At 62.8% G+C, this 19589-nt stretch carries 19 protein-coding genes and 1 other RNA gene; 9 read left to right on the top strand and 11 right to left on the bottom strand.

The features are described 5' to 3' along the window. Positions 1 to 142: 142 nt before the first annotated feature. The 6 genes from GTW23_RS12450 to ffs all read right to left on the bottom strand — a co-directional run bounded on the left by GTW23_RS12450 (position 143) and on the right by ffs (position 5011). Entirely contained in the window at positions 143 to 1393 is a 1251-nt protein-coding gene (locus GTW23_RS12450; RefSeq protein WP_252915994.1) for a lytic murein transglycosylase, read from the bottom strand. Positions 1394 to 1450: 57 nt separating this feature from the next. Then, the gene (locus GTW23_RS12445) at positions 1451 to 1840 is read right to left on the bottom strand and encodes a RidA family protein (protein ID WP_252915993.1); all 390 of its coding nucleotides are present in this window, start codon (positions 1838 to 1840) and stop codon (positions 1451 to 1453) included. Between the two features lie 11 nt (positions 1841 to 1851). Beyond that, positions 1852 to 2457: a recombination mediator RecR gene (gene recR, locus GTW23_RS12440; protein WP_152010884.1), complete on the bottom strand. Its 606-nt coding sequence runs from the start codon at positions 2455 to 2457 to the stop codon at positions 1852 to 1854. A 40-nt stretch (positions 2458 to 2497) separates the two neighbouring features. Beyond that, positions 2498 to 2821: a YbaB/EbfC family nucleoid-associated protein gene (locus GTW23_RS12435; protein WP_152010885.1), complete on the bottom strand. Its 324-nt coding sequence runs from the start codon at positions 2819 to 2821 to the stop codon at positions 2498 to 2500. Positions 2822 to 2905: 84 nt separating this feature from the next. Next, positions 2906 to 4750, bottom strand: coding sequence for a DNA polymerase III subunit gamma/tau (locus GTW23_RS12430; RefSeq protein WP_252915992.1), 1845 nt, complete (start codon positions 4748 to 4750; stop codon positions 2906 to 2908). 164 nt (positions 4751 to 4914) lie between these two features. Then, positions 4915 to 5011: signal recognition particle sRNA small type (gene ffs / locus GTW23_RS12425), an RNA gene on the bottom strand. A gap of 94 nt (positions 5012 to 5105) precedes the next feature. On the opposite strand from ffs, the gene GTW23_RS12420 reads away from it, so the two are divergent. Both GTW23_RS12420 and nudC read left to right on the top strand, forming a co-directional pair. Then, complete coding sequence (locus tag GTW23_RS12420; protein WP_252915991.1) at positions 5106 to 5510, top strand: HIT domain-containing protein; 405 nt, start codon at positions 5106 to 5108, stop codon at positions 5508 to 5510. Between the two features lie 3 nt (positions 5511 to 5513). Continuing rightward, entirely contained in the window at positions 5514 to 6476 is a 963-nt protein-coding gene (gene nudC / locus GTW23_RS12415; RefSeq protein WP_252915990.1) for an NAD(+) diphosphatase, read from the top strand. Between the two features lie 9 nt (positions 6477 to 6485). Here nudC and GTW23_RS12410 read toward each other — a convergent pair whose 3' ends face one another. After that, a complete protein-coding gene (locus tag GTW23_RS12410) occupies positions 6486 to 7370 on the bottom strand; it encodes a prephenate dehydratase (protein ID WP_152010889.1) in 885 nt (294 codons plus the stop codon). Between the two features lie 29 nt (positions 7371 to 7399). Then, positions 7400 to 8146, bottom strand: a complete 747-nt coding sequence (locus tag GTW23_RS12405) for a 3-deoxy-manno-octulosonate cytidylyltransferase (protein WP_152010890.1) — start codon at positions 8144 to 8146, stop codon at positions 7400 to 7402. Between the two features lie 171 nt (positions 8147 to 8317). Between GTW23_RS12405 and GTW23_RS12400 the strand changes: the two genes are divergently transcribed. The 6 genes from GTW23_RS12400 (at position 8318) to GTW23_RS12375 (ending at position 15896) form a co-directional block, all read left to right on the top strand. After that, positions 8318 to 8872, top strand: coding sequence for a c-type cytochrome (locus tag GTW23_RS12400; protein ID WP_252915989.1), 555 nt, complete (start codon positions 8318 to 8320; stop codon positions 8870 to 8872). Positions 8873 to 9014: 142 nt separating this feature from the next. Next, positions 9015 to 10850, top strand: coding sequence for an extracellular solute-binding protein (locus GTW23_RS12395; protein ID WP_193217381.1), 1836 nt, complete (start codon positions 9015 to 9017; stop codon positions 10848 to 10850). A gap of 180 nt (positions 10851 to 11030) precedes the next feature. Further along, on the top strand, positions 11031 to 12137 hold the full coding sequence (locus GTW23_RS12390; protein ID WP_152010893.1) for a microcin C ABC transporter permease YejB: 1107 nt from the start codon (positions 11031 to 11033) through the stop codon (positions 12135 to 12137). Beyond that, positions 12134 to 13285, top strand: a complete 1152-nt coding sequence (locus GTW23_RS12385) for an ABC transporter permease (protein ID WP_252915988.1) — start codon at positions 12134 to 12136, stop codon at positions 13283 to 13285. The genes GTW23_RS12390 and GTW23_RS12385 overlap by 4 nt, the downstream gene beginning before the upstream one ends. Next, positions 13282 to 14925 (top strand): ABC transporter ATP-binding protein, encoded by a 1644-nt coding sequence (locus tag GTW23_RS12380; protein WP_252915987.1) that lies wholly within the window; start codon positions 13282 to 13284, stop codon positions 14923 to 14925. The genes GTW23_RS12385 and GTW23_RS12380 overlap by 4 nt, the downstream gene beginning before the upstream one ends. Before the next feature lie 8 nt (positions 14926 to 14933). Continuing rightward, complete coding sequence (locus tag GTW23_RS12375) at positions 14934 to 15896, top strand: 2-hydroxyacid dehydrogenase (RefSeq protein WP_252915986.1); 963 nt, start codon at positions 14934 to 14936, stop codon at positions 15894 to 15896. A gap of 6 nt (positions 15897 to 15902) precedes the next feature. Here GTW23_RS12375 and GTW23_RS12370 read toward each other — a convergent pair whose 3' ends face one another. From GTW23_RS12370 to GTW23_RS12360, 3 genes are all read right to left on the bottom strand, one after another. Then, complete coding sequence (locus GTW23_RS12370) at positions 15903 to 16763, bottom strand: C40 family peptidase (protein ID WP_252915985.1); 861 nt, start codon at positions 16761 to 16763, stop codon at positions 15903 to 15905. Further along, positions 16760 to 17128, bottom strand: coding sequence for a MarR family winged helix-turn-helix transcriptional regulator (locus GTW23_RS12365; RefSeq protein ID WP_152010898.1), 369 nt, complete (start codon positions 17126 to 17128; stop codon positions 16760 to 16762). Before GTW23_RS12365 ends, GTW23_RS12370 begins: the two co-directional genes overlap by 4 nt. Positions 17129 to 17198: 70 nt before the next feature. Beyond that, the gene (locus GTW23_RS12360; RefSeq protein WP_252915984.1) at positions 17199 to 18599 is read right to left on the bottom strand and encodes a leucyl aminopeptidase family protein; all 1401 of its coding nucleotides are present in this window, start codon (positions 18597 to 18599) and stop codon (positions 17199 to 17201) included. 142 nt (positions 18600 to 18741) lie between these two features. Between GTW23_RS12360 and GTW23_RS12355 the strand changes: the two genes are divergently transcribed. Further along, positions 18742 to 19557, top strand: coding sequence for a tetratricopeptide repeat protein (locus GTW23_RS12355; protein WP_152010900.1), 816 nt, complete (start codon positions 18742 to 18744; stop codon positions 19555 to 19557). Positions 19558 to 19589 lie beyond the last annotated feature (32 nt).

The following is a 19589-nucleotide window of genomic DNA, read 5'->3' as shown; positions in this document are numbered from 1 at the left end:
CAGATAGGCGCCGCGTCAGCCCAATGCAAATCTGTAGGGGCGGCGGGCAGGCAAAAGCAACCTCGATTTCGCCGGGGAGGTTCAATGTTATTGATGCCTGGATGAATTGCGCTTCTACCAGCCCTTTTTCGACAAAGGACGGCTAGCGGATGGTCTTGAGCAGGGCCGCCGTCGGAAAACAGGTTGGCTTCTGGCCGTTTTTCGACTGCCACTCGCCGATCGACCGCCGCGTCTTGTAGCCGGGCAGGCCATCGGCGCCGCCGACATCGTAGCCCTGTCTTTCGAGCGAAGACTGCAGGCGGGCGATGTCGGAGCGCAACATCGCACCGGTGTCCTGCCAGCGGGTGACAAAGGCGCCGCCACCATAGGCCATGCGGTCGGCGAGATTGCCGATGAACAGGGCGTAGAGATCGGAATTGTTGTATTCCTTGATCACGTAGAAATTCGGCGTGACGACGAACTCCGGGCCGTAAATGCCCGCCGGCACCAGCACCATGCCCGGCGCGCGGCGCTCGTGCTCGGGAAACGGCCTGCCGGAAATGCGGATGATGCCCATCTCCGTGAGCGCGGCTATCGGCCGTGCCCGGTCTGGGCCTTCGAGCGCGCAGGTAACCCCTTCCGGGATGACGGCTTCAAAGCCCCAGTCACGGCCGCGCACCCAGCCCGACTTTGCCAGGTAATTGCCGATCGAGGCCAGCGAATCGGCGGTCGAGTTCCAGATATCGATCTTGCCGTCGCCGTCAAAATCGACCGCATGGTCGAGATAGCTCGACGGCAGGAACTGCGGCTGGCCCATGGCGCCGGCCCAGGACCCCTTCAGCGCGGGTGCCGGAACATCGCCGCGCTGAAGGATCTGCAATGCAGCCAGGATTTCCCTGCGGAACAACTCGGGCCGGGTCGACATGAAGGCCTTGGTGACGATGACCCGTACGGCGGAATGGGGGATCTTTGCCCGGCCGAAGCCCGATTCACGGCCCCAGACCGCGACGATGATGGCGGCAGGGACGCCGTAGCGCTCCTCGATCCGGCGCAACAAACCAGCATGCTGGTTCATCAGCGAGCGGCCGGAGGCTGCAAGACCCTGAAGCCGCTTCTCGCTGAAATAGGCGCCGGGGCTGCGGAATTCGGCCTGGCTCTGGGCTCGGGCTTTTGGCTTTGGAAAACCCGGCGGCGCCAAATCCGGCAGATCCCAGTCGAGAGTGACACCGGCGAAAGCGCTGTCGAATACCTGTTTGGATACACCGGCGCGTTTTGCGTCGGGCCAAAGGTCAGCTTCAAGCCACTGGCGGAACTGGGTTTCGACCCCGGCCTTGGTCGCGGCATGCGACGTTGGCACCGCGAAAGCGGTCACGGAGAAAGCAAGGATGACGGTCAGAAACAGGGCGCGAATCATGGCTCCAGCCTAACCCGACAGGCGTGTCGGGAAAATGGCGCCGGAAGAACCGGTTGCTCAGTGTTCAGAAAATGCCTCGACCTCGATTTCCGTCAACAGGTCGGGATGGGCGAGGCCCGCGACGATGACATAGGTCGAGGCCGGCGCATGGCCCTCAAGAAACTGGTCCCGGAGCTCGCGGTAGGCGCTCACATTGCCCGGCGCCACGTCATAGACCCGGATTGCCACGATATCGGTGATCCGGATGTTGCAGGCGGCGAGTCCGGCGAGGGCGTTGCGCCAGGCCTGACCTGCCTGTTCGCGGTAGCCGGCGAGCATCTCCCCGTCCGGAGTGACGCCAATCTGGCCGGAGATGATCAGGCGGCGGCCGGGAGACGCCATCTCGACAGCCTGGACATAGTTGGACGCCGGTTTCGGCATGGTGTCGGGATTGAAAAACCGCGGCATCGTTACGTCTCCTAGAAGGCGGTGCGGGCGCGAATGGCCGCTGCCAGCGTGCCCTCGTCGAGATAATCCAGCTCACCGCCGACCGGCACACCATGGGCCAGGCGGGTAACCTTGATGTCGAAGCCGGACAATTGCTCGGTGATGTAGTGCGCCGTCGTCTGGCCTTCGACGGTGGCGTTGACAGCAATCAGGATCTCGCGGACGCCGCCCGCCGCCACGCGGTCGACAAGCTTTGCGATCGACAGATCATCCGGGCCGACGCCGTCGAGCGGTGAGAGAGTACCGCCAAGCACATGATAGCCGGCATTCATCGCGGCTGCCCGCTCGAGCGCCCAGAGATCGGCGACGTCCTCGACAACGATGATGACGCTCTGGTCGCGGGTCGGATCCGTACAGACCGTGCACGGATCGGAGGTGTCGGCATTGCCACAAGTCGAGCAGATGCGGACCTTGTCGAAAGCCTCGTTCATGGCCAGCGCCAAGGGCCCCATGAGTTGATCCTTCTTCTTGATCAGGTGCAAAGCTGCGCGGCGGGCCGAGCGCGGCCCGAGCCCCGGAACCCGCGCAAGCAGCTGGATCAGGCGCTCGATTTCCGGCCCGGTTACACGCTTCTGCATTTCAGTCTGTCCTCACCAAGAGCCGATCCCTGCGCAAGGCCTAGAACGGCAGTTTCATGCCGGGGGGAATCGGCAGTCCGGCAGTCAGTTCCTTTGTCCGCTCGGCCATCATCGCCTCGACCTTGGCCTTGGCGTCATTGTGGGCGGCGACAATCAGGTCCTCGAGGATCTCGACATCGTCTTCCTTGAACATGGAAGGATCAATCGAGAGACCCTTCATCAGGCCCTTGCCGGTGAGGCGGACAGAGACCATGCCGCCGCCCGCCACGCCTTCGCATTCCAGCTCGGCAAGCTCTTCCTGCATGCGTTCCATCTTGGCCTGCATGTCCTTGATCTTACCCATCATACCCATGATGTCTTTCATCCAGGTCTCCTTTTCGAGTGTTGTTTGCCGGTTCGAGTGTTGTTTGCCGGTTTCAAGCCGCCGCGGCCGGAGCGATATGCGCGCTCAGTCCGAGCTGTCTTCGGGTTCGAGATCTTCCGGAAGGATATCTCCATCCTCGGTTGGCGAGAGCGCCTCGGCTGCGAGGTCTTCCTCGAGTGCGGCGATGCGCACATCGGTGACGCGAGCGCCGGGGAAGCGCGCCAGAATGGCGGCGACATCAGGATCCTGGCGGGCGTCGCTGACGAGCGCCTCGCGCTTGGCGGTCTCGCGCTCGGCCAGCGTCGGCGCGCCCTCCTCGCGGCTCAATGCAACCGACCACTTGGCGCCGGTCCAGTCGCCGAGCTTCTTGATCAGTTCGCCGGGCAGGCTGGGGCTCGCATCGGGCGCCAGGTTAATTTCCAGGCGGCCGGGCTCGATCCTGACCAGCCGCACGCCCGTCCGGATCTGGACCTTCATGGCGATGTCGCGGTGCTTTTCGGCGAGCGCAACCATGTCTTCGAGCGAACCGATGGCGACTTCCTCGACCGGTTCGGAAACGGCGGCAGCTGCAACGGAAGGTTCGGCGGAATGGGCAAGACGCATTGACGGTTGCCCGCCGCCGTTACCGCCCTGAGGCATCCTTCGTTCGCCAACCGCTCGGGCCGTCGCTCCGCCTCCGGATGGTCCGCTGCCGGAGGCCTGTCCACTGACCTCTGCGGAGCCTCCGCCGGAATTCTGGAAGGCTTTCAAGGCATCTTCCGGAGAAGGCAGGTTGGCGGCATGGGCAATGCGAATCAACGCCATCTCAGCCGCCGCCGCAGGCCTGCTTGAGGTATCGGTCTCGGAGATCCCCTTGAGCAACATCTGCCAGACGCGCGAGAGAATGACGGTCGAGAGCTTCGCGGCATAGTCCGCGCCGCTCTCGCGCTCGGTTTCGGTCAGTGAAGGGTCTTGGCCGGCTTCCGGCACGAATTTGAGCCTTGTCACGAGATGGGTGAAATCCGCCAGATCGGTCAGAATCACAGACGGGCCGGCGCCGGAATCATATTGATCGCGAAAACTTGCGAGCGCCGCGGCCACGTCGCCAGCCATGAGCGAGCCAAACAGGCCGACAATGCGGGAGCGGTCGGCGAGCCCGAGCATGGAGCGCACCGCTTCGGCATCAACGCTGCCGCCGCCATGGGCGATCGCCTGATCGAGCAGCGACAGGCCATCGCGCACCGAACCTTCAGCGGCGCGGGCAATCATGGCAAGCGATTCGTCGTCAATCGCAATGCCTTCCTGGCCGGCGACGTTTTTGAAATGCGCCACCAGCAGGCCCGAATCGATGCGGCGCAGGTCAAAACGCTGGCAGCGCGACAGCACGGTGATCGGAACCTTGCGGATCTCGGTGGTGGCGAAGATGAACTTCACATGGGCCGGCGGCTCCTCCAGCGTCTTGAGCAGGCCGTTGAAGGCCTGGTTGGAGAGCATGTGCACTTCGTCGATGATGTAGACCTTGTAGCGCGCCGACACCGGGCGGTAGCGCACCTGCTCGATGATCTCGCGAATATCGTCGATGCCGGTATGCGAGGCAGCATCCATCTCGATGACATCGACATGGCGGCCTTCCATGATCGCCTGGCAGTGCTCGCCGGGCACGGTCAGATCAATGGTCGGCTTGTCGATTTCTGCAGTCTCGTAATTTAGCGCTCGCGCCAGGATCCGGGCGGTGGTGGTCTTGCCGACGCCGCGGACGCCGGTCAGCATCCAGGCCTGGGCGATGCGGCCGGAGGAAAAGGCGTTGGTCAGCGTGCGGACCATCGGCTCCTGGCCGATAAGGTCGGTGAAATCCTTCGGGCGGTACTTGCGTGCCAGAACCCGGTACGGCGCCTGGTTCTCAGCGCCTGCACCCGCCGAAACTGTGGTCGTGCCGGTTGTTTCGTCCATGATCCTCGTGCCGCCCTCGCGCTGGCCCGATGGCCATTCAAAGAGAATGTTTGCACCCCGGTCGAACCCCGTCAATGACGGGTCGGCAGTTGGCTGCAAAAGATCTTGCAGCGCCCCCCGCGTGCCCGCTCGAGCGCGCACAGCAATACAGGACGGGCGAAAGGGTGGGAGGCTGGCACGGTGACCCGTGCCGGGCTCGTTAGGGCTGCTTCCTTCCGGACCTGACCCGGTTGGCGAGTGGCTCGTCCACCACCAACCTCCCGAGGCCACATATCGTCAATCAGTGAGGCAAAAGCAAGCCAGCGCCAAAAAAAACTGCTAGAGTTGCGCCTCAACCTTGTTCGGCGGTGTCCTCATGTCCGATTTTGTTCTCGATCCGCGCCTTGAACGCGACAGCACGTTGCTGATGAAGCTGGGCCTTTGCCAGCTCAGGCTGATGGAGGATTCGCGCTGGCCGTGGGTGCTGCTGGTGCCGCAACGCAGCGGCATTTCCGAGATTTTCGAGATGACACCGCTTGACCAGACGATGCTGACCTTTGAAACGGCGATCGCGGCCAAGGCGGTCAAGCAGGCTTCGGGCTGCCTGAAGATCAATGTCGGCGCGCTTGGCAACCAGGTTCGCCAGTTCCATCTTCACATCATTGCCCGCGACGAGGGCGATCCGGCGTGGCCAGGACCAGTCTGGGGCCACGGCCAAGCCAAACCCTGGGCCACAAGCGCCCGCGCCGAATTTACTGAAAGACTTCTCGAGGCCCTCTAGAATATGACATTTTCCCTGTTTGACCATGATGCTCCGCATGGCGAAGCCAGCCGGCTTGTGGCTTTTTCCTCCAACCGGCTGGACCGCCGTTCCGAACACCGCACCGAAACAGAGCTCGGCGACGCGCTCAAGGATCCTGCGACGCGGTACTTCGCCATCAGCAAGGGCCGGCTGGCGATGCGGGTGGATGGAAACGCGCCCGACGGCCTGCTGAAGGCCGACGACCTTGCCTTGATGCAGCCGCGGAACGCCGATGCGGTGCTGATCGGCTGGGACGAGGCCGGCGTTGCCCGGATTGCCATGCCTGTGGGTATCGAGCCCGACGATCTGCCCGAGCCGTTCAAGGCGATCGACACGCGGTCGGTCTATCGTCAGGCCCTGATGGACGAAGAAGCTCTTGGCGCCTATGCGCAAGGCACCAGCCTGGTGTCCTGGGCGCTGGCCAACCGGCATTGCGGCGGCTGCGGCGAGCCGATGACGCCGGAAGCCGGCGGATACCGGCGGCGCTGCAAGGGTTGCGGCCACACGGTGTTTCCGCGCACAGACCCGGTGGCGATCATGCTGACCATCGACGAGGCGAGCGATCGATGCCTGCTGGGACGCAGCCCGCATTTCCCGCCCGGCATGTATTCGTGCCTGGCCGGCTTCATCGAGCCGGGCGAAACCATGGAAGATGCGGTACGCCGCGAGACGATGGAGGAATCAGGCATCAAGGTCGGCCGCGTACGCTACCACGCCAGCCAACCCTGGCCGATGCCGCATTCCCTGATGATCGGTGTCTATGCGGAAGCGCAAAGCCTGGAGATCACCCGCGACACGGCCGAGCTGGAAGACTGCCGCTGGTTCGACCGCTCCGAGACCGAGGCAATGCTGGCATCGAGCCTTGGCGAGGCGGATGCCTCGGCGCCGCCACCCGGCGCGATCGCCCACCGGCTGATGCGCGACTGGCTGGACTGGCGCAGGTAAACCTGCGGTTCAGCCCTCGACCTCTTCTGCATGCGAGCCGTTCTGCGCCAGGCGGAACGGATGGGCCGGATAGACGCCCAGGATCCTCAGCTCCTTCGAGAAGAAGCCGAGCTCTTCCATGGCGCGCGCCACCGGCGGTTCGTCCGGATGGCCCTGGATGTCGGCGTAGAACTGGGTGGCAAAGAACTTGCCGCCGATCTGGTAGCTTTCGAGTTTGGTCATGTTGACGCCGTTGGTGGCGAAACCGCCCATTGCCTTGTAGAGGGCGGCGGGAATGTTGCGCACCCGGAAGACAAAGGTGGTGACGACCACCTCGTCCGCCACCGGGCGCGGCGGAATTTTGGCCTCCCGCGACAGCACCACGAAGCGGGTGACGTTGGTTTCGGTGTCCTCGACATTCTCTTGGAGGATGTTCAATCCATAAAGTTCGGCCGCAAGACGCGGTGCAAGCGCGGACATGGTCCGGTCATTGCTCTCCGAGACCAGCCGCGCGGCGCCTGCGGTATCACCGGCGACGACCGCCTTCCAGCCATTGGCGCGGACCACCTTGCGGCACTGGCCGACGGCGTGAACATGGCTGTGTACTGTGCGGATTTCCGAACGGTCGACGCCCGGCAGCGCCATCAGCTGGAAATGGATCGGCATGAAATACTCACCGACAATGTGCAATTGCGATTCCGGCAGCAGGTGATGAATATCGGCGACCCGGCCGGCGATCGTGTTCTCGATCGGGATCATCGCCAGATCCGCTTCCCCCTGGGCGAGCGCATTGAAGGCGTCTTCAAAGGTGGCGCAGGGCAAGGGCTCCATGGCGGGAAACATGTCGCGGCACGCCATGTCGGAGTTTGCGCCAAACTCGCCCTGAAAGGCGATGCGGTTGGTGGAAGCGGTCATCAGGTCTGTCCGTTTTGAGAAATGCGCGCCTATTTCGGTGCCAGGATTTGGCGGGCGCGCGCAAGATCGGCGGGAGTATCGACACCGAGCGGTACGGAGTCAACGATCGCCACGTCGATGCGCATGCCATCCTCGAGCGCCCGCAACTGCTCGAGCGATTCGCGCTTTTCCAGCGTCGACGGCCTGAGCGACACGAAGCGCTGCAACGCCGGTCGGCGCCAGGCATAAAGCCCGATATGGTGGTAGAGCGGGCCTTCGCCGTAAGGCGCCGTGGCCCGGGTGAAATAGAGTGCACGCAGCAGCCCGTCGCCGATCGGAGTACCGATCACCTTGACGATGTTCGGATTGGTCTTCTCCGCCTCATCGACAATCTCGACGGCAAGCGTGGCGAGATCTGCCGCAGAAGCGGCAAGCGGCAGGACTGAGCGGCGAATGGTTTCCGGCTCGATTGCCGGAATGTCGCCCTGCACATTGAGGATGATGCCGGCTTTCGCATCGGGATCCATGATCGTTGCCGCCTCGAACACACGGTCCGACCCGGACTGATGATCGTCGCGGGTCATCACCGCTTCAAAGCCGGCGGCTCTGACGACATCCGCAATCTCGAGCGAATCAGTAGCGACCGCGACGCGTCCGACATCGGCGAGCGCTGCCTGCCGTGCCACGCGAACCACCATCGGCTCGCCGGCAATGTCGGCAAGCGGTTTGTTGGGCAGCCGGGCTGACGCCAATCGGGCCGGAATAATGACGAGCGTATGCTCGGAACCTGCTGCCATGGCGCGTCCAATCCCTCGGTTTGCGGCGCAAGTGTCAAAAAGTCTCACTGCCACCGTTACAAACGGTGTTGCAACGAACTTGCAAAAGACATAGGTTCCGCGCGATTTCAAGACTGGTTCGGATATTGCGGATAACTGGGCGGAAGCCGAACCGAAACGGAGCGACGGAACATGAACTCCTCATACTTCAACTCGGCGGCGGGCGCCTTTCTCGGCCTCCTGTTCATCCTGATGACACTCTCGATTGTTTCGGATGGTATCTACCATGCCGCCGAACCGGAAACCGAAGGCTTCATGATTGAAGTTGCCGAGGGCGGCGGCGATGCCGCGGAACCTGCCGAAGAAGCCGCACCGGAACTGATCGAGCCGCTGCTGGCCAGCGCCGACCCTGCAAAGGGTGAGAACGTCTTCAAGAAGTGCGCGGCCTGCCACACCAATGACGCCGGCAACGCCAACAAGGTTGGCCCCGGCCTCTGGAACATCGTCAACCGTCCGGTCGCGACCCACGCCGATTTCAATTATTCCGGAGCTCTGACGGAATACTCCGAAGGCGGCTCCGTGGAATGGACCTATGAGCGTCTGAGCAATTTCCTCGCCGCTCCGAAGAAGTACATCTCTGGTACTTCAATGGGCTTTGCGGGATTGAAGAAAATCGAGGAACGGGCCGATCTGATCGCCTATCTCCGCACGGTTGCAGATACGCCGCCGCCTCTGCCGGGCGAGTGATGCGTGCATGGATTTAAGGAGCCGGGCCTTGAGCCCGGCTTTTTTTATGAATCGAGACAGAAATCCGCGTGAGCCCCTGCAAGTGCCGCACAAGTGACCTATTGTCTTGTGATCGATGAAGGTTACCGGAGGACTGGCAAAGATGATCAACCGCACCGCCCCTTTCATGCTGGCGATCGCCTGGCTGCTGACAAGCACACCGGCTCTTCTGGCCGAGGAACCGGCCTGGCGGCACGCAACGGCAATTGTCGGCGAGCCGAAATATCCGGAAGGGTTTGCGCGGTTCGACTACGTCAACCCCGATGCTCCCAAGGGCGGCACCCTGAGGCTCTCGGAAGACGGATCCTTCGATACGCTCAACCCTGTGCCTGCCAAGGGCGATCTGGCGGTTGGACTGGGCCTTGTCTTCGAAACCCTGATGGTCTCCTCGGAAGACGAGATTTCCGCCGACTATGGCCTGCTGGCGGAAGCCGTCCGCTATCCCGATGACTATTCCTGGGTATCCTACCGGCTGCGCGAAGGCGCCCGCTGGCATGATGGCAAACCGGTGACGCCGGAAGACGTGGTCTGGACCTTCGAGCAAACGGTGGCGAACAATCCGCAGCGCGAATTCTACTACCGGCATGTCACCAAGGCGGAAATCACCGGACCGAGGGAGATCACCTTCACCTTTGATGAGAAAAACAACCTCGAGCTGCCCAAGATCGTCGGCGAATTGCTCATCCTGCCCAAACACTGGTGGCAGGAACGCGACGGCGAAACGGCCGCCATCGGCGAGACGACCCTGGAACCGCCGTTGGGCTCGGGTCCCTACCGCATTGCCAATGTCCGCCCTGGCGAAAGCCTGACCTATGAGCGGGTGGCGGATTACTGGGGTGCAGATCTCAACGTCAATATCGGCCGCAACAATTTCGACCGCATCACCTACACCTATTTCGCCGACCGCAATGTCGAGTTCGAGGCGTTCAAATCAGACAATGTGGATTTCTGGCAGGAAAACGAAGCCAAACGATGGGTCAATGCCTATGATTTCCCGGCGGCAACGGAAGGCCGCATCATTCGGGAGACTCCGGAAAACGCCTACCGGTCAAGCGGGGTTCTTGTCGGCTTCATTCCCAATCTGCGCCGCGACAAGTTCAAGGACCCACGGGTTCGCCGCGCACTGAACTATGCCTACAATTTCGAGGATCAGAACAGGAACCTCTTCTTCGGACAGTATGACCGGGTCGACAGCTTCTTCTTCGGCACCGAGCTGGCCTCTTCCGGGCTGCCTCAGGGCCAGGAACTCGACATCCTGAAATCGCTTGAGGGCGAAGTTCCCGAGAGCGTGTTCACCACGCCCTATGAGAACCCGGTGGGCGGCACGGAGCAGGATGTCCAGGCCAACATGCGCTCCAACCTGCGCGAAGCAGTGTCGCTGTTCCGCGAAGCCGGATACACGCTGCGCGGCAACCAGATGGTCAATGAGGAGACCGGTGAGCCCTTTACCTTCGAAATCATGCTGAATGGTCCGCTTATTGAAAAAGTCGCGCTGCCTTTTGCGCAAAACCTGCGGCGGATCGGCGTCGACGTCTCCATCCGGGTGCTCGATTCGTCACAATTTGTGAACCGGCTGCGATCGCGGGACTTCGACATGATCTACAATGGCTGGGGGCAATCGCTTTCGCCCGGCAACGAGCAGGCCGAATACTGGGGCTCAAGGGCAGCGGACCGGGAGGGCTCCGCCAATTATGCCGGCATTGCCGACCCGGCCATTGATGAACTGGTGCGCAAGATTGCCTTCGCCAAGGACCGCGAGACGCTGATCCAGACAGCACGGGCGCTCGACCGGGTGCTGCTGGCCAATCATTTCGTCATCCCCACCTACACGCTGCGCAACTCGCGCATTGCCTATTGGGACCGGCTCTCGCATCCCGAAGAGCTGCCCTACTATTCGCTCGGGTTTCCCGGTGTATGGTGGTTCAACGGCAAGCCTTGATCACCGAAGGGGCTGCTTTGGCCTTGCGCGGACGGTCACATTCGATTCTGAATTGGGCCGTTGCGAATCACCCTCAGGCCCAGGGTTTCCGGGCCGGGAAGGAATGCACTTGAAGTCTGTCACCGGCACCAGACCCTGCCACACTGCCGTTGCCCGGACGGGCATCCGACGGGTGGACTGATGGGCGCCTATATTCTTCGCCGCCTGCTTCTGATGATCCCGACCATTGTCGGTATCATGGCGATCTCGTTCGCGGTGATCCAGTTCGCGCCGGGCGGTCCGGTGGAACAGGTGATCGCGCAGCTGACCGGGCAGGGCGATTCGGCGACCGACCGCATTTCCGGCGGCGGCGGCGACGATCCCGGGCTGCAGAGCCAGGATTTCGGCGATTCGGTCACTTCGCAATATCGCGGCGCGCAGGGGCTCGATCCGGAATTCATCGCCAAACTGGAAGCGCAGTTCGGCTTCGACAAGCCGCCGCTCGAGCGGTTCGGACTGATGATGTGGAACTATATCCGCTTCGATTTCGGCGAGAGCTATTTCCGCAGCATCGATGTGATCGACCTGATCATCGAAAAAATGCCGGTGTCGATCTCGCTCGGCGTCTGGATCCTGCTGCTCTCCTACATCATCTCGATTCCGCTGGGGATCAAGAAGGCCGTCTCCGACGGCTCGCGCTTCGATGTGTGGACATCCGGCCTGATCATCGTCGCCTATGCGGTGCCTGGCTTTCTGGTCGGTATCCTGCTGATCGTCGTGTTTGCCGGCGGATCGTTCTTCGACTGGTTTCCGCTGCGCGGGCTGACATCGGACAATTTCGCCGAGCTCAGCCTGTTCGGCAAGATCGTCGACTATTTCTGGCACCTAGCGCTGCCGCTGATCGCGCTGTCGCTGGCGGCCTTTGCCACCACCACGCTGCTGACCAAGAACTCCTTCATCGACGAAATCCGCAAGCAGTATGTGACAACCGCGCGTGCCAAGGGGCTGAGCGAAAGCCAGGTGCTCTACCGCCACGTCTTTCGCAACGCGATGCTGATCGTCATCGCCGGCTTTCCCGGTGCTTTCATCTCCGCGTTCTTTTCGGGCTCACTGCTGATCGAGACGATCTTCTCGCTCGACGGGCTGGGCCGGCTCGGTTTTGAATCGGTGATCAAGCGGGATTATCCGGTTGTGTTCGCGACGCTGTTCATCTTCTCGCTGATGGGCCTGGTGGTCGGGCTGATTTCCGACCTGGTCTACACCTGGGTCGATCCGCGCATCGATTTCGAGAAAAGGGATGTCGGATGAACGCGCCGGCTTCCAGCAATGCACAGGCCTATGATGCCCAAGGCCGGCCGAAGGGCTGGCTGTCGCCGACCAACAGGCGGCGCTGGTCCAATTTCAAGGCCAACCGCCGCGGCTACTGGTCGTTGTGGATCTTCATGATCCTGTTCATTGCCAGCCTCCTGGCGGAATTCATCGCCAATGACCGCCCCATCCTGGCGTCCTACAAGGGCGAGATCCTCTATCCGGTTGTGGTTGACTACCCGGAAGAAAAGTTCGGCGGCTTTCTTGCGCGCACGGACTATCGCGACCCGTTCATCCAGGACGAGATCGAGGCAAACGGCTGGATGATCTGGCCACCGATCCGCTACTCCTACACCACGGCCAACTCCTACATCCCCCACTCCGCGCCGACCGCACCCTTCTGGCTGCTCGATGAAGGGGAGGCCTGCTCGGCCTATCCGCTCAAGGACGAGGATCCGGGCTGCACGCTGGGCAACATGAACTGGCTCGGGACTGATGACCAGGCGCGGGACGTCACTGCCCGGATGATCTACGGCTTTCGCATCTCGGTGCTGTTCGGCCTGACACTGACCATCTTCTCGGCGCTGATCGGCATCGCCGCAGGTGCCGTGCAAGGCTATTTCGGCGGCTGGACCGACCTTCTGATGCAGCGTTTCATCGAGATCTGGTCGTCGATGCCGGTGCTCTACATCCTCTTGATCATTGCCGCGGTGCTGCCACCCGGGTTCTGGATCCTGCTCGGCATCATGCTGTTGTTCTCATGGGTATCGTTCGTCGGCATCGTGCGGGCGGAGTTCCTGCGGGCGCGCAATTTCGAATATGTCAACGCCGCCCGGGCGCTGGGCGTGGGCAACACCACGATCATGTTCCGCCACCTGCTGCCCAACGCGATGGTGGCGACGCTGACCTTCCTGCCGTTCATCCTTTCCGGCTCGATCACCACGCTGACCTCGCTCGATTTCCTCGGCTTCGGGCTGCCGCCCGGCTCGGCCTCGCTGGGCGAACTGATCGCGCAGGGCAAGCGCAACCTGCAGGCACCCTGGCTCGGGCTGACGGCCTTCTTCACCATCTCGATCATGCTGTCGCTGCTGATCTTCATCGGCGAAGCGACCCGTGACGCCTTCGACCCGCGAAAGACGTTCCGATGAGTGGTGCGAACAAAGACGAGGTGCTGCTGTCGGTTCGCGACCTGTCGGTGGAATTCCACCAGGGCGGCGACAGCCAGACGGCGGTCGACCACATTTCGTTTGACATCAAACGAGGTGAAACAGTCGCGCTGGTGGGCGAATCCGGGTCCGGCAAATCGGTCTCGGCGCTGTCGGTGCTGCGGTTGCTGCCCTACCCGGCCGCGAGCCATCCCTCGGGTGAGATCCTGTTCAAGGGACAGGACCTGCTCTCGGCGCCCGAACCGGAGATCCGGGAGGTACGCGGCAACGACATCACCATGATCTTCCAGGAGCCGATGACCTCGCTCAATCCGCTGCAGACGGTTGAGAAGCAGATTTCGGAAATCCTGCATCTGCACCAGCAGATCCAGCCGGACGAGGCCCAGCGCCAGGTTCTGGAATTGCTCGAACAGGTTGGCATTCGTGAACCGCGGAAGCGGCTTGCCTCCTACCCGCACCAGCTTTCGGGCGGTCAGCGGCAGCGGGTGATGATCGCGATGGCGCTTGCCAACCGTCCCGAACTGCTGATTGCCGACGAACCGACCACGGCGCTCGACGTCACAGTACAGGCGCAGATCCTCGAATTGCTGCGTGAGCTGAAGAACGAGCACGGGATGGCCATGTTGTTCATCACGCACGATCTGGGAATCGTGCGCAAATTCGCCGACCGGGTCTGCGTGATGACCAATGGCAAGATCGTGGAAACCGGTCCGACAGCGGAAATCTTTGCCAATCCGCAGCATGCCTATACCAAGCACCTGCTCGCCGCCGAACCCAAGGGTGAGCCGCCCAGGCGCAAGCCATCGGCGCCCGAGGTGATGCAGGCCAGCGACATCAAGGTCTGGTTTCCGGTCAAGCAGGGTTTTCTCAGGCGCACGGTTGACCACGTCAAGGCCGTGGACGGGCTGTCGCTTTCCCTGAAATCAGGCCAGACGCTTGGCGTCGTCGGCGAATCGGGATCGGGCAAGACCACACTCGGGTTAGCGCTGATGCGGCTGATCCGCAGCGAAGGCGCGATCCATTTCAACAAGCTGCCGCTGCACGAGCGGTCGTTCAAGCAGATGCGGTCGCTCAGAAGCTCCATGCAGGTGGTGTTTCAGGACCCGTTCGGATCACTCAGTCCGCGCATGTCGATCGCCGACATCGTTGGCGAGGGGCTGGCAATCCACGCCAGGGATCTTTCCGCCCAGGATCGCGACCGGCGGGTGGCTGCGGCGCTCGAGGAAGTGGGGCTCGACGCCTCGACGCGCTGGCGCTATCCGCACGAGTTTTCCGGTGGCCAGCGCCAGCGCATCGCGATTGCCCGGGCCATGGTGCTCAAGCCCCGTTTCGTGATGCTGGACGAGCCGACCTCGGCGCTCGACATGAGCGTTCAGGCGCAGGTGGTGGACCTGCTCAGGGATCTGCAGCGCCGGCATGATCTGGCTTACCTGTTCATCAGCCATGACCTCAAGGTTGTGCGGGCTCTGGCCAATGACGTGATCGTCATGCGCGCCGGCAAGGTGGTGGAACAGGGAACGGCGGACCAGATATTCGATCACCCGACCACTGAATACACCAAGGCCCTGATGGCGGCGGCCTTCAATCTCGAAGCCGCCTCCGGCGGAGCGGTCAGCGAATAGGCGGAACAATGTCAGACACCAAGAAGGGGCGAATCCTGCTCGCCCTCACCGGCTGGGCGCCGGACGTATGGACCCAGGAGCTCGCCAAGGCTGCACCTGGACGGCAGGTGACGCTTGAACCGGACGGAGAGACCGATCCGAGCATAGAATATGCGATTGTCTGGAAGCAGCGCCCGGGCCTGTTGTCGAAACTGCCGAACCTCAAGGTGATCTTCTCGCTCGGCGCCGGCGTTGACCATGTCTTTGCCGACCCCGATCTGCCGGACGTGCCGATCGTGCGTGTCGTCTCGCCGAACCTGACCACGCGGATGAGCGAATACGTGGTCTGGCAGGTGCTTGACCATCACCGGCTGGGGCCGCGTTACCGGGCCCAGCAGGCCAGCCGGACCTGGTACGAGGACCGTGACCAGAAGGCTGCCGCTGACATCACCGTGGGAATCATGGGCCTGGGGGAACTTGGCCGCGACGCAGCCGCCAAGCTTCAGGTCATGGGTTTTGCCGTGACCGGATGGTCGAGAACGCAGAAACAGGTAGAGGGGGTCACCTGTCATGCGGGGGAGGCTGGACTTGACGCTTTCCTCGCCTCTGCCGACATCTTCGTCGTGCTGCTGCCGCTAACGCCCGACACCCACGAAATCCTCAATCGCGACCTCTTCGCCCGGATGACCAAACGCGGGCCGCTGGGCGCGCCGGTGCTGATCAATGCCGGGCGTGGCGGGCTGCAGAACGAGGCGGACATCCTCGCAGCCCTGGATGAGGAGCTGCTCTCGGCAGTGACGCTCGATGTGTTCCAGCAGGAGCCGCTCGATCCGGAAAGCCCGTTCTGGAGCCATCCCAAGGTGACAATCACGCCGCATGCCGCGGCGGCGTCGATGCCGTCATCGCTGATTGCACCGATGGTGGAACAGATCGATGCCTTCGAGCGCGGCGAGCCGCTGCTCAACCTGGTGGACCGCAAGGCGGGCTATTGAGCCGGCTTACGGCCTCCGATAACAGGTCGGCAATCCGTACAGCCGGGCGATACGGTCGATCGCATCGCGCAAGGGTTCCCGCGTGACATACATGGTTCCACCCGAGGCGTGGAGGAGCGTCTCAGGATCCTCGATGAAGCCGACATGGCCTTTCCAGAACACCAGGTCACCGCGTTGCAGGCCGTCAGTGTCAGGGTCGATGATCCGGCCCAGGCTGGCGGCCTGCTGGTCGGAATCGCGCGGCGCGGACTTGCCGGTCATGGCCAGCGCCATTTGCACCAGGCCCGAGCAATCGATTCCGAAACCCGATCGCCCGCCCCAGAGATAGGGCGTTTCGAGAAAGCGCGATGCCACCGACACGGTATCGTCTGTCAGGTTCTCTGCAACCGGCAGAAGATGCGCGGCGATGATGGCTGATCCGTCCTCCAGAATGGCGTAAGGGGTTGCCCGGGTCTCGGCTGTCCCGACGATCCTTAGCCGGCTGCCCATCGACAGGGCATCGAGGTGCGGAAAGCGCAGATCGGGGCCTGGATAGAGGAAGCTGCGCGGAACCGAGACGACATGGGTCGCCGGGCCCGCGCCCTGCCCGATCGCCTGCTCGCGCACATAACCGACATAGCCATCGGCTGCGAGCTGCACCCAAGCCCAGCCGCCGGAGATGTCGAAGACGCTGAGTGCCTCGCCGCGCAAAGCCTGTGTGTCGATGCTGGACTCGGGGTCGGGCCGGGGGTGAAGGGCGGCAACCGGCACGATCACCTCTGCAGGCATCCCCTCGATGTAGCGGTCGGCCGTGACCCGGCCCCTGAGGCGGATGTCCGCAAGATCCGGCCTGTAGGCATGAGACCGGCGGTCCAGTTGTTCACTCATGCCCCCGATCCTTCCGCCAGCGCCAGCTTGCGCCCTTCCGCGATGATGATGTCGCCAAGCTTCTCGACAAAGAGCGCTCCATCGACCGTTCGCTTGATGATGACGTTGCGCCTGTCGCGGTCGTCGCGCACCCGGCGCACCAGCCCCATATGCCCCATGGTGTCGAGCGCCCGGGTGATCACCGGCTTGGTCACACCAAGCATTGCGGCCAGGCCGCGCACCGTGTGCGGCGGCGGCGCCAGATAGATATGCAAGAGGATCGCCAGCTGCCTGATGGTGAGATCGGGCCCGATGACGCGAACATGCTCGAGAGTGGCTGCGTGCCACAATCCAAGGGCTTCGGATGGCCGGAGATCGAGTGGCATGCGGCGCGCCTGGTTCGTTTCGGTACCGTATTATACTGACCGAAACTCGCAAACCGCGCAAGCCGGGTGCTCACCCTAAGGCTGGATGGCGCTTGCTGATGACGTCGAACAGGGCACGGATGCCTTGCGCCTCGCCACCCATCGGCGCATGCGGCTTGTCCTTCGGCGACCAGGCGAAGATGTCGAAATGCACCCAGCTGGTTTCCGGCGAGACAAAACGCTTGAGGAACAGGGCCGCGGTGATCGACCCGGCAAACCCGCCCGACGGCGCATTGGTCAGATCGGCAATCCTGGATTTGACATCGGCTTCGTAGGGCTTGTAGAGCGGCATCCGCCAGAGCGGGTCGACCGTGCTTTCGGAGGCGGTTGCGATCTCGCCGGCCAGGGTCTCGTCGTCGGTGTAGAACGGCGGCAGATCCGGACCCAACGCCACGCGGGCAGCGCCGGTCAGCGTGGCCATGTCGATGAGCAGGCCGGGATTGTCCTCGCAGGCGTAGGTCAGCGCATCGCCCAGCACCAGGCGACCCTCAGCGTCGGTGTTGTCGATCTGGACAGTCAATCCCTTGCGGCTTGAAAGCACGTCGCCGGGACGGAAGGCGGAGGCCGAAATCGAGTTCTCGACGGCAGGCACCAGCACACGCAGATCCACCGGCAGTCCGGCATCCATGATCATCATCGCGAGCGCCAGAACATTGGCAGCGCCGCCCATGTCCTTTTTCATGTTGAGCATCGAGGAAGCCGGCTTGATGTCGAGGCCGCCGGTGTCAAAACACACGCCCTTGCCGACCAGCGTCAGCCTGAAGGCGCCGGGCTTGCCCCAGCGCATCTCGAGCAGACGCGGCGCCTGATCGGCTGCGCGGCCGACGGCATGGATCATCGGGAACCCGCCCGACAGCAACTCTTCGCCGGCAATGACGCTGACTTCGGCGCTGTAATGCCCGGCAAGGCCGCGGAAGGCGGCTTCGAGCGCATCCGGCCCCATGTCATTGGCCGGCGTGTTGACGAGGTCGCGCGCCAATCCGACAGCGGCGACGGTCCGCGTTATGGCGGCAGCGTCTGCATCTGCCGGAATGACCAGACGCGGGCTGTCGGTCGCGGGCTTGCGGTAGCTCTCGAAGCGATAGGCGCCCATGCCGAAGGCCAGCGCCATGACGGCACCGGGGATCGGCGATGTCTCGATGTGCCAGTCGCCCTTGGGAAGTACGCGGGCCAGCTTGCCGCCGACGAAGGGATGACATTGCCCGTCCTCGCCGAGACCGAACAGCGCGCCGGCGAGCTTGCCATGGCGGTTGGGCACCAGCAGCATGTTTCCTTCTCCGGCCTGGAACCCGGCGGTTTTCGCCCAGGCCAACGCCGTCTTGTCGAAATGACCACGCTCGATGTCTGAGCGCGAGACCGCCCAGACCGGCAGCGAATCTCCGGACATTTCCGCAAACGGTGAGGATCTATCGATCTGGCTGAAGGGCGGCATGGCATCTCCTCTTGTTCTCCGGCTCCGGGCACGGAGAATCAGTCGTTAACTCTTGATTAGGGTTAACAGATTATTGCTGGTGCGGAGACTGTGGAGATCGACTTTGAGGATCACCACGACGCACACTTTCCGGGATCAGACCATGTCAGCGACCCATCAAAGCTCCGTTTTTCCCCGCCGGCTGCTCTCGGCCGTCTGCATTGCAGCGATCAGCGTGACTCTGGCCGGTTGCGCATCGAAGGGGCAGATGACCACCGGCTCGATTCCATCGCTGAACAAGCCGCTCGAGACCATGAATGCGACCGAGTTGCATTCGGCCGCCGAGAGCATCGGTCGGGTCTATGACAGAAATCCCAAGGATGCCGCAGTCGGCATGAAGTATGCTTCGGTCCTGACCATGGGCGGCCGCGCCGAACAGGCGCTCGCGGTGATGCAGCAGGTTGCCATTCACAATCCAACCGACCGGACGGTGCTGGCCGCCTACGGCAAGGCGCTGGCCGGCGCCGGCCAACTGGAAAAGGCGCTCGATGCCATCCAGCGGGCCCAGACCCCCGACAGGCCGGACTGGCAGCTTCTGTCGGCGGAAGGGGCCATCTACGACCAAATGGGCGATCCGGCCTCCGCACGGCAACGCTATCGCAAGGCGCTCGACCTTCAGCCGAACGAGCCTTCCATCCTGTCGAACCTGGGCATGTCCTATGTGCTGCAGGGCGACCTGAGAACGGCGGAGACCTACCTTGCATCCGCCGTCCGGCAGCCTGGCGCCGACAGCCGGGTCCGGCAGAACCTCGCACTGGTGGTCGGCCTTCAGGGCCGCTTCCAGGAGGCCGAGCAGATCGCCAGCTCCGAGCTGTCCACCGAGCAGGCGAAGGCGAATGTGAGCTACCTGCGCGCCATGCTGTCCCAGCAGAACGCCTGGAACAAGCTCAAGGACTCGGACCGCAAGAACACCAACTGATTTCCCGGACGACGCCGGCAAGAGCCGTTAGC

It is taken from the genome of Parahoeflea alexandrii, from assembly GCF_024105735.1.
Classification (GTDB): Bacteria; Pseudomonadota; Alphaproteobacteria; order Rhizobiales; family Rhizobiaceae; genus Hoeflea; species Hoeflea alexandrii.
This window is presented reverse-complemented; position numbering and strand designations above follow the sequence as displayed.

Bases quoted from the DNA above. Each gene is read 5' to 3' on its own strand.
- GTW23_RS12395 (WP_193217381.1), top strand. From the start codon at position 9,015: ATGATCAACCGCACCGCCCCTTTCATGCTGGCGATCGCCTGGCTGCTG.
- GTW23_RS12370 (WP_252915985.1), bottom strand. From the start codon at position 16,763: ATGAGTGAACAACTGGACCGCCGGTCTCATGCCTACAGGCCGGATCTT.
- nudC (WP_252915990.1), top strand. From the start codon at position 5,514: ATGACATTTTCCCTGTTTGACCATGATGCTCCGCATGGCGAAGCCAGC.
- GTW23_RS12375 (WP_252915986.1), top strand. From the start codon at position 14,934: ATGTCAGACACCAAGAAGGGGCGAATCCTGCTCGCCCTCACCGGCTGG.
- recR (WP_152010884.1), bottom strand. From the start codon at position 2,457: ATGCAGAAGCGTGTAACCGGGCCGGAAATCGAGCGCCTGATCCAGCTG.
- GTW23_RS12435 (WP_152010885.1), bottom strand. From the start codon at position 2,821: ATGAAAGACATCATGGGTATGATGGGTAAGATCAAGGACATGCAGGCC.
- GTW23_RS12420 (WP_252915991.1), top strand. From the start codon at position 5,106: ATGTCCGATTTTGTTCTCGATCCGCGCCTTGAACGCGACAGCACGTTG.
- GTW23_RS12380 (WP_252915987.1), top strand. From the start codon at position 13,282: ATGAGTGGTGCGAACAAAGACGAGGTGCTGCTGTCGGTTCGCGACCTG.
- GTW23_RS12365 (WP_152010898.1), bottom strand. From the start codon at position 17,128: ATGCCACTCGATCTCCGGCCATCCGAAGCCCTTGGATTGTGGCACGCA.
- GTW23_RS12360 (WP_252915984.1), bottom strand. From the start codon at position 18,599: ATGCCGCCCTTCAGCCAGATCGATAGATCCTCACCGTTTGCGGAAATG.
- GTW23_RS12450 (WP_252915994.1), bottom strand. From the start codon at position 1,393: ATGATTCGCGCCCTGTTTCTGACCGTCATCCTTGCTTTCTCCGTGACC.
- GTW23_RS12405 (WP_152010890.1), bottom strand. From the start codon at position 8,146: ATGGCAGCAGGTTCCGAGCATACGCTCGTCATTATTCCGGCCCGATTG.
- GTW23_RS12385 (WP_252915988.1), top strand. From the start codon at position 12,134: ATGAACGCGCCGGCTTCCAGCAATGCACAGGCCTATGATGCCCAAGGC.
- GTW23_RS12410 (WP_152010889.1), bottom strand. From the start codon at position 7,370: ATGACCGCTTCCACCAACCGCATCGCCTTTCAGGGCGAGTTTGGCGCA.
- GTW23_RS12355 (WP_152010900.1), top strand. From the start codon at position 18,742: ATGTCAGCGACCCATCAAAGCTCCGTTTTTCCCCGCCGGCTGCTCTCG.
- GTW23_RS12445 (WP_252915993.1), bottom strand. From the start codon at position 1,840: ATGCCGCGGTTTTTCAATCCCGACACCATGCCGAAACCGGCGTCCAAC.
- GTW23_RS12390 (WP_152010893.1), top strand. From the start codon at position 11,031: ATGGGCGCCTATATTCTTCGCCGCCTGCTTCTGATGATCCCGACCATT.
- GTW23_RS12430 (WP_252915992.1), bottom strand. From the start codon at position 4,750: ATGGACGAAACAACCGGCACGACCACAGTTTCGGCGGGTGCAGGCGCT.
- GTW23_RS12400 (WP_252915989.1), top strand. From the start codon at position 8,318: ATGAACTCCTCATACTTCAACTCGGCGGCGGGCGCCTTTCTCGGCCTC.